The organism is Pseudomonas sp. (assembly GCF_049645325.1).
Classification (GTDB): domain Bacteria; phylum Pseudomonadota; class Gammaproteobacteria; order Pseudomonadales; family Pseudomonadaceae; genus Aquipseudomonas.
Window position 1 is genome coordinate 1 of record NZ_JBARTQ010000642.1, and the last position, 10844, is coordinate 10844.

Annotated in this window: 11 protein-coding genes and 1 pseudogene; 5 read left to right on the forward strand and 7 right to left on the reverse strand. The window is 60.1% G+C overall.

What is annotated here, in order from left to right; translation table 11 throughout:
• Nucleotides 1-266, reverse strand: a pseudogene (locus tag WBB95_RS27455) (hypothetical protein); the annotation flags it as partial.
• Nucleotides 267-345: 79 nt separating this feature from the next.
• Here WBB95_RS27455 and WBB95_RS27460 point away from each other — a divergent pair.
• From WBB95_RS27460 to gcvH, 4 genes are all read left to right on the forward strand, one after another.
• Nucleotides 346-1350 (forward strand): extracellular solute-binding protein, encoded by a 1005-nt coding sequence (locus tag WBB95_RS27460; RefSeq protein WP_424490428.1) that lies wholly within the window; start codon nt 346-348, stop codon nt 1348-1350.
• 166 nt (nt 1351-1516) lie between these two features.
• On the forward strand, nt 1517-3133 hold the full coding sequence (locus WBB95_RS27465) for an ABC transporter permease (protein WP_424490429.1): 1617 nt from the start codon (nt 1517-1519) through the stop codon (nt 3131-3133).
• A gap of 157 nt (nt 3134-3290) precedes the next feature.
• A complete protein-coding gene (gene gcvT, locus WBB95_RS27470) occupies nt 3291-4373 on the forward strand; it encodes a glycine cleavage system aminomethyltransferase GcvT (protein WP_424490430.1) in 1083 nt (360 codons plus the stop codon).
• A gap of 52 nt (nt 4374-4425) precedes the next feature.
• Nucleotides 4426-4809 (forward strand): glycine cleavage system protein GcvH, encoded by a 384-nt coding sequence (gene gcvH, locus WBB95_RS27475; protein ID WP_424490431.1) that lies wholly within the window; start codon nt 4426-4428, stop codon nt 4807-4809.
• Between the two features lie 142 nt (nt 4810-4951).
• On the opposite strand, the gene WBB95_RS27480 is transcribed toward gcvH, so the two are convergent.
• The 6 genes from WBB95_RS27480 to WBB95_RS27505 form a co-directional block, all read right to left on the reverse strand.
• Complete coding sequence (locus WBB95_RS27480) at nt 4952-6094, reverse strand: DegT/DnrJ/EryC1/StrS family aminotransferase (protein ID WP_424490432.1); 1143 nt, start codon at nt 6092-6094, stop codon at nt 4952-4954.
• 161 nt (nt 6095-6255) lie between these two features.
• On the reverse strand, nt 6256-6570 hold the full coding sequence (locus WBB95_RS27485) for a DUF2388 domain-containing protein (protein ID WP_003176799.1): 315 nt from the start codon (nt 6568-6570) through the stop codon (nt 6256-6258).
• A gap of 68 nt (nt 6571-6638) precedes the next feature.
• The gene (locus WBB95_RS27490; RefSeq protein ID WP_424490433.1) at nt 6639-7085 is read right to left on the reverse strand and encodes an NfeD family protein; all 447 of its coding nucleotides are present in this window, start codon (nt 7083-7085) and stop codon (nt 6639-6641) included.
• 10 nt (nt 7086-7095) lie between these two features.
• Nucleotides 7096-8016: an SPFH domain-containing protein gene (locus WBB95_RS27495; protein ID WP_024077991.1), complete on the reverse strand. Its 921-nt coding sequence runs from the start codon at nt 8014-8016 to the stop codon at nt 7096-7098.
• A gap of 76 nt (nt 8017-8092) precedes the next feature.
• A complete protein-coding gene (locus tag WBB95_RS27500) occupies nt 8093-9784 on the reverse strand; it encodes a GspE/PulE family protein (protein WP_424490434.1) in 1692 nt (563 codons plus the stop codon).
• Between the two features lie 82 nt (nt 9785-9866).
• Nucleotides 9867-10205: a hypothetical protein gene (locus WBB95_RS27505; RefSeq protein ID WP_424490435.1), complete on the reverse strand. Its 339-nt coding sequence runs from the start codon at nt 10203-10205 to the stop codon at nt 9867-9869.
• Nucleotides 10206-10332: 127 nt separating this feature from the next.
• On the opposite strand from WBB95_RS27505, the gene WBB95_RS27510 reads away from it, so the two are divergent.
• Nucleotides 10333-10803, forward strand: coding sequence for an Lrp/AsnC family transcriptional regulator (locus WBB95_RS27510; protein ID WP_033897555.1), 471 nt, complete (start codon nt 10333-10335; stop codon nt 10801-10803).
• Nucleotides 10804-10844: the final 41 nt, after the last annotated feature.

The window sequence follows — 10844 nt, forward strand, 5'->3', positions numbered from 1 at the left end:
CGGCGGCCCACGGATTCAAGCCGGAGTGCGGGCATGCCGAGCCACAGCGAGGCACCGAGTGGAGGGGCAAGAGCGTTTTGCTTACTTTTGCGCTCCACCAAAAGTGAGCCGCTGTAAGAGCGGAACCCATTGAAGCCATAATCCCAATAACGGATATCCCCCCCAACCAAGTAACCACCACAACCCCCCTGGTCACAACTCCAGCGCAGTAAAAACCGTGACATACCGATGCCGCAATACAACCCATCCACCCAGCCACGCAACATCTGGTAACTCCTCCACCAAGCGCCACCAAATGTGAGTCCTTATCATTTGCCCTCTTTTTGCAAATGAGAGACCGCACCCATGTTGGCACCCAAGCGCCTCCTGACTGCCCTGGCACTCACCCTTATCGGCAGCACCACCGCACAGGCGGCCGACGAAGTCGTGGTCTACTCCTCACGCATAGACGAACTGATCAAACCGGTGTTCGACGCTTACACCAAGAAGACCGGCGTACAGGTGAAGTTCATCACCGACAAGGAAGCCCCGCTGATGCAGCGCATCAAGGCCGAAGGCGAAAACGCCACCGCCGACCTGCTGCTCACCGTTGACGCCGGCAACCTCTGGCAAGCCGAGCAAATGGGCATCCTGCAACCGTTCACCTCCGACGTGATCGACAAGAACATCCCGCTTCAATACCGCTCCTCCGCCCACGCCTGGACCGGCCTGAGCCTGCGCGCGCGGACCATCGCTTATTCCACCGCCCGCGTGAAACCACAAGACCTGACCACCTACGAGGGCCTGGCCGACAAACAATGGGAAGGTCGCCTGTGCCTGCGCACCGCGAAAAAGGTCTACAACCAGTCGCTGACCGCCACCCTGATCGAAACCCACGGCGCGGCCAAGACCGAAGAAATCGTCAAGGGCTGGGTCAACAACCTCTCCACCGACGTGTTCTCCGATGACATCGCGGTGCTGGAGGCGATCAACGCCGGGCAGTGCGACGTAGGCATCGTCAACACCTACTACTACGGCCGCCTGCACAAGCAGAAGCCGGACCTGGCGGTGAAGCTGTTCTGGCCGAACCAAGGTGACCGAGGTGTGCACGTGAACCTGTCGGGTATCGGCCTGACCAAGCACGCGCCCCACCCGGAAGCGGCCAAAGCGCTGGTTGAGTGGATGACCACGCCTGAGGCGCAGAAGATCTTTGCCGATGTGAACCAGGAATTCCCGGCCAACCCGGCCGTGCCGCCTTCGGCAGAAGTAGCGACGTGGGGCAAGTTCGTGGCCGACACCTTGCCGGTGGAAGTGGCGGGCAAGCGTCAGGCTGAGGCGATTCGCCTGATGGATCGCGCCGGCTGGAACTAAAAGCGCCGCAACTCCCCCTGTGGGAACTGGTTTGTGTGGGGGCTGGCTTGTTTGCGATTGCATCACCTCGGTATGCCTGACATACCGCAGCGTCTGCATCGCAGGCAAGCCAGTTCCCACAAGGGTTTGTGCAGACTTCAAGATATTAATTCACCGAGAAACAACCTTGGCCCACCCCGCCCAACGCCGCTGGTACCTGCCGGTTTTCACTGTCGCCGCCCTGGTGCTGCTGCCGCTGAGCGTATTGCTGCTGTCCTGGCAAAGCATTGATCAACAGATCTGGTCCCACCTCTGGGAAACCCAGATGCCGCGCCTGCTGGGCAATACCTTGACCTTAGTGCTGGGCGTCGGCGTTGGCGTGACCTTGTTGGGCGTGAGCCTGGCCTGGCTCACCAGCCTCTGCGAATTCCCCGGTCGACGCTGGCTCGACTGGGCGCTGATGCTGCCCTTCGCGATTCCGGCCTATGTGCTGGCGTTTGTGTTCGTCGGCCTGCTGGACTTCTCCGGGCCGGTGCAAACCCTGCTGCGTGAGTGGTTTGGCACAGGCCTGCGCCTGCCACGGGTGCGCTCCACCAGCGGCGTGATCATTGTGTTGGTGCTGGTGTTCTATCCCTACGTCTACCTGCTGGCGCGCACCGCGTTCCTGGCGCAAGGCAAAGGCCTGCTGGAAGCGGCGCGGGTGCTGGGGCAGTCTCCGTGGCAAGCCTTCTGGCGCGTGGCGCTGCCCATGGCGCGGCCGGCGATCGGCGCCGGGGTGGCGCTGGCCTTGATGGAAACCCTGGCAGATTTCGGCGCGGTCGCGGTGTTCAACTTCGATACCTTCACCACCGCCATCTACAAGACCTGGTACGGTTTCTTCAGTCTCTCGAGCGCTGCGCAGTTGGCCAGCCTATTGCTGCTGGTGGTGATGCTCGTGCTGTATGGCGAGCGCCGTGCCCGCGGCGCCAGTCGCCCGAGCAATGAGCGGCCCCGGGGCAAGGCGCTGTATCACCTGCGCGGGTTCAAGGCAGCGGCGGCCAGTACCTGGTGCGGCTTGGTGCTCGCCTGTGCCTTTGTCATTCCGATGCTGCAACTGGTTGCTTGGTTCTGGCAACGCGGTCGGTTTGACCTGGACGAGCGTTACACCGGCTTGATCCTCCACACCCTCTATCTGGGCGGCATTGCAGCGCTGATCACCGTCAGCGTGGCGCTGATACTGGCTTTTGCCAATCGCCTGTCGCCGACGCGGGCGATTCGCTCCGGTATCAGCCTGGCCAACGTCGGCTACGCCTTGCCGGGTTCGGTGCTGGCGGTGTCGATCATGTTGGCGTTCAGCTACCTGGACCGTGAACTGGTGGTGCCGCTGTCGGGCTGGCTGGGGGGGGCGGGCAGGCCATTGCTGTTGGGCAGCCTGCCGGCGCTGGTGCTGGCGTATCTGGTGCGTTTCCTCGCAGTAGCCTATGGCCCACTTGAAAACAGCCTGGCGCGAATTCGCCCATCGTTGCCGGAAGCGGCGCGCAGCCTTGGCGTCAGCGGGCCACGACTGTTTTGCAAAGTGTATCTGCCGTTGTTGTTGCCGGGGACGCTGAGCGCGGCACTCCTGGTGTTTGTCGATGTGCTCAAGGAAATGCCCGCGACCTTGCTGATGCGCCCGTTTGGCTGGGACACGCTCGCGGTGCGCATCTTTGAAATGACCAGCGAAGGCGAGTGGGCGCGGGCATCGTTGCCGGCGCTGACCCTGGTGCTGGTCGGGCTGTTGCCGGTAATCGGGCTGATTCGACGCTCCGCGCGGTCAATCGGTTAGGTGCCAGTCCTACGGCTTGCGGCTACAATGCGCGGCATTCGGTGCGCTTCGTCTTTCGGAGCGGGTCGCTGGGCGTGGCTGCAGGCCTTTTAATTCAAGGTGTTCAGGCGCAAACAGCAGCTGCGCGCACCTTCGCCAAGCCCGGAAGGAGAAACCCATGGGACAGCGTACGCCTCTGTATGACCTGCATCTCGCCCTCGGCGCGAAAATGGTCGATTTTGGCGGTTGGGATATGCCTTTGCACTACGGCTCGCAAGTTGAAGAACACCATCAGGTGCGACGCGACTGCGGGGTGTTTGATGTATCCCATATGACCGTGATCGATGTCACAGGCCTTCAGGCCAAGGAATGGCTCCAGCACCTGCTGGCCAATGACGTTGATCGTTTGCATGGCTGCGGCCGTGCGCTTTACAGCGCCATGCTCAACGAGCAGGGCGGCGTGGTGGACGACATGATCGTCTACCGCACCGAAGGCGGTTACCGCCTGGTGGTCAACGCCGCTACGCGTGACCAGGACATGGCCTGGATGCAGGCGCAATTGGGCAACTACTCGGCGCAACTGCATGAGCGGCCCGAATTAGCCATGCTCGCCATCCAGGGCCCCCACGCCCGGCAGAAAATCGCCGAACTGGTCACTCAGTCCCGTGGCAACCTGATTAACCAGCTCAAACCTTTTGAAGGCCAGGCCGACGGTGATTGGTTTATCGCCCGCACGGGGTACACCGGCGAAGACGGTCTGGAAATCGTGCTGCCTGCCGATCAGGCTCCTGGTTTTTTCAACGACCTGGTTGGCGCGGGTATTTCCCCCATCGGTCTCGGCGCCCGCGATACGCTGCGCCTGGAAGCCGGCATGAACCTGTATGGTCAGGATATCCACCAGGACATTTCGCCGCTTGCGGCCAATATGGCCTGGAGCATCGCCTGGGAGCCCGCCGAGCGTAACTTCATCGGCCGCGCCGCGCTGGAAGCGGAAAAGGCGGCGGGTGTGCAGTTCAAATTGGTCGGGCTGGTACTGGAAGAACGTGGGGTTTTACGCGCTCACCAAGTGGTTCGTATCGCCAATGTTGGCGAAGGGGAGATCACCAGTGGTAGTTTCTCTCCTACGCTGAGCAAATCCATTGCCCTGGCGCGTGTACCGACGGCCACCGCCGATCGGGCCGAAGTGGAAATCCGCGGCAAGTGGTACCCGGTTCGAGTGGTCAAGCCGACCTTCGTGCGCCATGGCAAAACCTTGATCTAACCTATTCCGGCAGGCCAAAGGCCGCTGACATTTCTTCTTGAGGACACAGACTATGAGCGATATCCCTGCCGACCTGCGTTTTGCCAAAAGTCACGAATGGGCACGTCTGGAAGCTGACGGCACCGTGACCGTCGGTATCTCCGACCATGCCCAGGAAGCCTTGGGTGATGTGGTGTTCGTTGAGCTGACAGAGGTCGGCAATGTATTTGCCGCTGAAGACCAGGCTGGGGTGGTTGAATCGGTGAAAGCCGCTTCGGATATCTACTCGCCGATTGCCGGTGAAGTGATCGCGGTGAACGACGCCCTGAGCGGCGAGCCGGAGCTGTTGAACTCCGACCCTTACGGCGCGTGGATCTTCAAGCTCAAGCCTGCCAACGCGGCTGATCTGGAAAACCTGTTGGATGCAGCTGGCTATAAAGCCTTCATCGGCGAGTAATCGCGGGCAGTCGGAACAGTTCAAATCAATGTGGGAGCTGGCTTGCCACGATGGCTTCACTGCGGTGTAACAGGTACACCGAGGTGACGGCATCGCTGGCAAGCCAGCTCCCACATTTGATTGTGGATAGCGGGCAGTTTTTTCAGTCCGGCTTTAGCACGGTTTTTACTGCCGCTACCGACCGCTCGACATCCGCCTCTGTCATTGCCGTGAACATCGGCAACGATACGATCAAACGCCCAACACGCTCCGACACCGGGAACATACCTTCCTTGAACCCCTGTGCCCGATAAAGGCTCAGCAGGTGGATCGGCGGGTAGTGATAGCCAATGCCGACGCCGTGGGCCTGCATCTGCTCCATGAACGTGGCGCGTGCCGGCAGCCCATCCTGACGCTCCGGCAGCACCAGCTGGAACAAGTGCCAGTTGCTGTTTTCGAAATCTGCCGGTGGCAGTTGCGCGCCGTATTTCTCTTCAAAGTCACTGCCGAAGCACTTGAAGTAGTGCCGTGCCAGGTTTTGGCGGTGTGCAGTAATCTTCTCGATATGGGCGAACTGGCCCAGGCCAATCGCTGCGGCGATATCGGTCATGTTGAACTTGCCGCCCAACACATCCACATCCAGGCCGTCGAAGCCGGTGCGGGTCACGCCCTGCAGGCGGTACTTTTCGGCCAGGCGCGCTTCTTCGGCGTTGTTCAACACCAGGCAACCGCCTTCGGACGACGTGATGTTCTTGTTGGCTTGAAAGCTGAACGACACGAAATCGCCGGTCGCGCCGATGCGCTCGCCATTCCAGCTTGAGCCCAACGCCTGGGCGGCGTCTTCGACGATGCGCAGGTTGTACTTGTTGGCCAGGGCATACAGCATCGGCATGTCCAGGGGCAGGCCGGCCAGGTACACCGGGATGATCGCCTTGGTGCGCGGGGTGATCGCGGCTTCCACCTGGGCCAAGTCGATATTGCGGGTGACCGGGTCGATATCAGCAAACACCGGTGTGGCGCCCACTTCCAGAATCACGTTGGCCGTAGCGACCCAGGAAATCGGCGTGGTGATCACTTCATCGCCAGGCCCGATGCCTGCGATGCGCAACGCAATCTCCATGGTGCAGGTGCCGGAGTTGAAGGTGCGCACTGGGCGACCGCCAAAGTATTCCGACAGTTGTGCTTCGAACGCCTGCACTTTCGGCCCACTGGTGATCCAGCCCGAGCGCAGTACATCGCCGACCGCCGCGATGGTGGCCTCATCAATGGTAGGTTTGGAAAACGGCAGAAAGGGCTGTTGGCTCATGACGACGAAGGCATCCGTTTCAGATAGGCGATGAGTATTAAATGTATCAGTACCGCATGGTTACACGGTTCGACTGAATATAGCCTGTCGGGCGTGAACGAATCGTCATGTTGCGGGCAAAAAAATGCCGCTTGGAAAAGCGGCATTTTTTATCGGGGCTGTTACTCGGTAACAGCATTTTTGGCGAGGATGGCGTTTGCCAGCTCCATGTCCGTGGCTTGCAGGCCAGGGTTGTCGGCACGGACTTTCTGCATGGCAGCTTCCAGGTACGGGCCGCGGATGCCGCCGTCGCTGGCAACAAAGCTGCCTGCGTCGTCTTGGGCGGCAACCACCAGCTTGTGGTCCTTGAAAGTCAGGTACGTCGAGCCGGTGGTAGCGCCGGACGAGATGACATTGCGCCAGAAGCTGTCGGCCATGGCTGAACCGACAGGTAGGGAAAGCACAGCGAGGGTTGCGACAGCATATTTGAGACGCATGATGGGTGACTCCGGGTGGGTTATCTGTACTTTATGATTGTAGTTAACCCAATCGAGTTCAATCCTGACTAAACAGTTTCAACCTGCAAAATCGCGCCGTTTTGGCCAATCACCCGTACTTGAGCGCCCACAGGGCTGTCGGGCCCCGCCACGATCCATACGCCGTCACCGACTTTTATCTTGCCTCGGCCGTCGATGATTGCCTGATGCACCAAAAAAGTGCGACCGAGCAGCTCCGAACCACGCATGTTCAGCCCCGGCTGGTCGCTGACCTTGGCGCTGCTGCGCTGGCGTTTCCACCAGTACACCGCTGTCAGGATCGACAACACGGCAAAAAGCAGCAGTTGCCATTCCAGGCCAAGAGGCGGTACAAGGAACTTGATTACACCCACGGCAGCCGCGGCGATCCCCATCCACAACAGATAACCACCGGCGCCGAAAACCTCAAGAATCAACAGCACGGTGCCGAATGCCAGCCAGTCCCAGAACGACAGATGCTGCAGGAAATCCCACATGGCGATTGCCTCAGCCTTTCTTGTTGTCGAAGGTGGCCTTGACGATTTCGCCGATACCACCGACAGCGCCAATCACCTGGCTGGCTTCCAGCGGCATCAGGATGACTTTGCTGTTGTTGGCCGAGGCCAGCTTGCCCAGCGCATCGATGTATTTCTGTGCGACAAAGTAATTGATGGCCTGCACGTTACCGGTGGCGATCGCTTCCGAGACGACTTGGGTCGCGCGGGCCTCTGCCTCGGCTTGACGCTCACGGGCTTCAGACTCCAGGAACGCGGCTTGGCGACCCCCTTCCGCTTCAAGAATCTGCGCCTGCTTCTTGCCTTCTGCCGTCAGGATCGCCGACGCCCGCAGGCCTTCGGCTTCCAGGATTTGCGCGCGTTTGATCCGCTCGGCTTTCATCTGCCCGGACATGGCGGCCATCAGGTCCGCAGGCGGGCTTATGTCCTTGATCTCGATACGGGTGATCTTGATGCCCCACGGCGCGGTGGCCTCATCGACCGTGCGCAGCAGTTTTTCGTTGATGCCATCGCGCTGGCTCAGCATTGCATCCAGCTCCATGGAGCCGAGTACGGTGCGAATATTGGTTTGCAGCAGGTTGCGGATGGCGTGTTCGAGGTTGTTCACCTCGTAAGCGGCCTGGGCGGTGTTGACGACCTGGAAAAAACAGACGGCGTCGATCTGCACGGTGGCGTTGTCGGCGGTGATGACTTCCTGGGGCGGGATGTCCAGCACGCTTTCCATCACGTTGATCTTGCGACCGATGCGGTCCATGACCGGGATGATGATATTGAGGCCGGGCTTGAGCGTGTTGGTGTAGCGGCCGAAACGTTCGACGGTCCACTGGTAGCCCTGAGGCACCACTTTAAAACCCATGAACAGGATGGCGACGGCCAAGCCCACGAAAAGAAGCAGTACGGTTCCGATCTGCATAGCGATTCCCTATCTGATGGTGTCAGTGAAGCGACGTGCGCCGAGTGTAACGGCCTGGTCACGGATAAGGACGGTTTCACGGGCGAACAATCAAATCATTTGTTTCTGAATCCCCAGGCGTCACCCGTAATACTTCTGCCAGGGTTGTCAGCCCGGCATTTACTTTGTCGACACCCGCCATTCGCAGGCTGCGCATGCCTTGCCCCAGTGAAGCCCGACGCAGGGCCCCCGCGTCGGCGCCGGGGGTGATCAGCGCCTTGAGCGTCTCGTCCATCAGCATGATTTCGTAGAGCCCGGCGCGACCTCGATAGCCGCTGTCACGACACTCCACGCAGCCGTTCGCTTCGTAGACGCCGCCTTGCCCATTCACCGCGCGTTTGCAGTGAGGGCACAAAAGCCGCACCAGACGCTGCGCCATCACCCCTATAAGCGTAGCTTTGATCAAATAATGAGCAATTCCAAGTTCCTGCAAGCGGCTGATGGCGCTCGGGGCATCGTTGGTGTGCAGGGTCGACAGTACGAGGTGCCCGGTCAGTGCAGCCTGGATAGCCATCTCTGCGGTTTCCTGGTCGCGGATCTCGCCAATCATGATGATGTCCGGGTCTTGGCGCAGCAGCGCGCGGATGCCGCTGGCGAACGTCAGGTCGATGTTGTGCTGCACTTGCATCTGGTTGAAGGCCGGCTCAACCATCTCGATCGGGTCTTCTACCGTGCACAGGTTGACCTCGCGGGTCGCCAGTTGCTTGAGGGTGCTGTAGAGGGTACTGGTCTTGCCCGAGCCGGTCGGCCCGGTGACCAGGATGATGCCGTTGCTCTGGCGGGTCATGGCCTGCCAATGCTGCTGGTCATCGGCGCCCAGGCCCAATTGGTCGAAGTCCTTGAGCAGCACCTGCGGGTCGAAAATCCGCATCACCAGTTTCTCGCCAAACACTGTCGGCAAGGTGGAAAGGCGCAATTCCACTTCGATGCCCGTGGGGCTTTTGGTTTTCACCCGGCCGTCTTGGGGTTTGCGTTTTTCCGCCACATTCATGCGGCCGAGGCTTTTCAGGCGGCTGACCACCGCCAGGGTGACTTGCGGTGGAAACTGATAGACATCGTGCAGCAGCCCATCAATGCGAAAACGCACGTGGCCCTGGTCGCGACAAGGTTCGAGATGAATATCGCTGGCGCGCTGGTCAAAGGCGTACTGCAGCAGCCAGTCGACGATATTGATGATGTGGGCATCGTCGGCATCCGGTTCCTTGTCGCTGGCGCCGAGGTTGAGCAGTTCGAAATTACCCGGTGTTGACCCTCTCTGGTCAGCACCGCTGACCGACCTGGCCAGCCGGTAGAACTCTGCGATGCAGCGCTGAATCTCCTGTGGGTTGGCGACCACCCGTATGATCGTGCGCTTGAGCACCTGCGCCAGGCCGGCCTCCCAGCCGGTGGCATAGGGCTGCGCGCTGGCGACAGTGACGCTCTGCGCATCCACGGCCACCGCAAGTATGGCGTGGCGCTGCGCAAAAGCCTGGGACATCAAAGGCACGACTGTCGCCACGTCGATCTTCAACGGGTCGATACGCAAATAAGGTTGCCCGCTATGCCGGGCCAGCCATTGCGTCAGGGTTTCCAGGCAAAACCCTTCGGCGGCGATGCATTCCAGAGGGTGCAGGGCGCAAGAGACTGCCGATAACTTACGCGCCACCTCTGGCGTAATCAGCCCCTGTTCGGCCAGCACGGGCAACAATTGATGCAGGTCCAAGCGGTGATCCGGCAGAACAGCGAGCATGAAGATCTCCTGGAAGGTGGCGGGCTTGATCCCAGGCTAGCCAGCCCCTGCGTTTTCTCCTCCCAGCGTGTATTGCAGGCTTTTACCGAGCGATGGCCGCTACCGCTTCAGGCCGCGTGGAATCGGCCGGCCACAGGTCCAGCGAGCACACACTGATCAGGTTACGAATCTTTTCACCGATCACTTGGGCGCGGTGCCAGCTCAGGCCGTCCATCACCACATCAATGTTCAACAGGTCTTCATCGCGGTTCACGCTGACTTGCTGCGGCGTCAGAAACTGCAGCGCGAAATAGTTGAGTACGCGGCACAGCACGTCCGGTTCTGCCTCGGCGACGATCCGGTAATGCGCCTGGCAATGGGCGCTGTTGATGGCCCACGCATCGACGCGGGCAACGGGGTGGGTAGTTTCGACGGCGTGCATGCTGACTCTCCAGTTTCGACTGGAGAAATTTTTACATTCGGCGCGGGAGATTTCTTATCTAAAATGGGCTCGACTGGCGAATAATCGAATTACTTGATTCAATATAAGCACCATCAAAGGCAAATATATGCACAGCGAGTTAGACGTCTACGACCGTCGCATCCTGGCCCTGCTTCAAGAAGACGCTTCACTCTCCAGCGCGCAGATCGCCGAGCAGGTCGGCCTGTCGCAGTCGCCGTGCTGGCGGCGCATCCAGCGGCTCAAGGAGGAAGGTGTTATCCGCGGCCAGGTGACGCTGCTGGACCGCAAGAAGATCGGCCTCAACACGCAGATTTTTGCGGAGGTCAAACTCAACGCCCACGGGCGCTCCAACTTCACTGAATTCACCGACGCGATTCGCGGGTTTCCGGAAGTGTTGGAGTGTTATGTGCTGATGGGGGCGGTGGATTTTCTGCTGCGCATCGTCACCTCGGACATTGAGGCGTATGAGCGGTTTTTCTTTGAAAAGCTGTCGATGGTGCCGGGGATTCAGGAGGTCAATTCGATCGTGGCTTTGTCGGAGATCAAGTCCACCACCAGCCTGCCAGTCTTGCGCTGAACCTGTGGGAGCGGGCTTGCTCGCGAAGGCGGTGGGTCAGC

Coding starts and splice junctions, on each gene's coding strand:
- WBB95_RS27460 (WP_424490428.1), top strand. CDS start 346: ATGTTGGCACCCAAGCGCCTCCTGACTGCCCTGGCACTCACCCTTATC.
- gcvT (WP_424490430.1), top strand. CDS start 3,291: ATGGGACAGCGTACGCCTCTGTATGACCTGCATCTCGCCCTCGGCGCG.
- gcvH (WP_424490431.1), top strand. CDS start 4,426: ATGAGCGATATCCCTGCCGACCTGCGTTTTGCCAAAAGTCACGAATGG.
- WBB95_RS27480 (WP_424490432.1), bottom strand. CDS start 6,094: ATGAGCCAACAGCCCTTTCTGCCGTTTTCCAAACCTACCATTGATGAG.
- WBB95_RS27485 (WP_003176799.1), bottom strand. CDS start 6,570: ATGCGTCTCAAATATGCTGTCGCAACCCTCGCTGTGCTTTCCCTACCT.
- WBB95_RS27490 (WP_424490433.1), bottom strand. CDS start 7,085: ATGTGGGATTTCCTGCAGCATCTGTCGTTCTGGGACTGGCTGGCATTC.
- WBB95_RS27495 (WP_024077991.1), bottom strand. CDS start 8,016: ATGCAGATCGGAACCGTACTGCTTCTTTTCGTGGGCTTGGCCGTCGCC.
- WBB95_RS27500 (WP_424490434.1), bottom strand. CDS start 9,784: ATGCTCGCTGTTCTGCCGGATCACCGCTTGGACCTGCATCAATTGTTG.
- WBB95_RS27505 (WP_424490435.1), bottom strand. CDS start 10,205: ATGCACGCCGTCGAAACTACCCACCCCGTTGCCCGCGTCGATGCGTGG.
- WBB95_RS27510 (WP_033897555.1), top strand. CDS start 10,333: ATGCACAGCGAGTTAGACGTCTACGACCGTCGCATCCTGGCCCTGCTT.